2 tRNA genes are annotated in these 202 nt (G+C 51.5%); both read right to left on the reverse strand.

The annotated features are described in order from the left end of the window. Positions 1 to 2 precede the first annotated feature (2 nt). Positions 3 to 75 (reverse strand) — tRNA-Phe (locus QE109_RS17710). 50 nt (positions 76 to 125) lie between these two features. Further along, positions 126 to 202 (reverse strand) — tRNA-Ile (locus tag QE109_RS17715).

Consider the following 202-nt stretch of genomic DNA (forward strand, 5'->3'; position numbering starts at 1 on the left):
GGTGCCCAGAGGCGGAATCGAACCACCGACACGGGGATTTTCAGTCCCCTGCTCTACCGACTGAGCTATCTGGGCATTTTCGAGAAACATATTTCAGTTTCTCTAGAAACTTAAGTTTCATATCATGGTGGGCATAAGTGGACTCGAACCACCGACCTCACGCTTATCAGGCGTGCGCTCTAACCAGCTGAGCTATACGCCC

Origin of the sequence: Fusibacter bizertensis (assembly GCF_029914245.1) — a bacterium.
GTDB lineage: Bacteria > Bacillota > Clostridia > Peptostreptococcales > Acidaminobacteraceae > Fusibacter_C > Fusibacter_C bizertensis.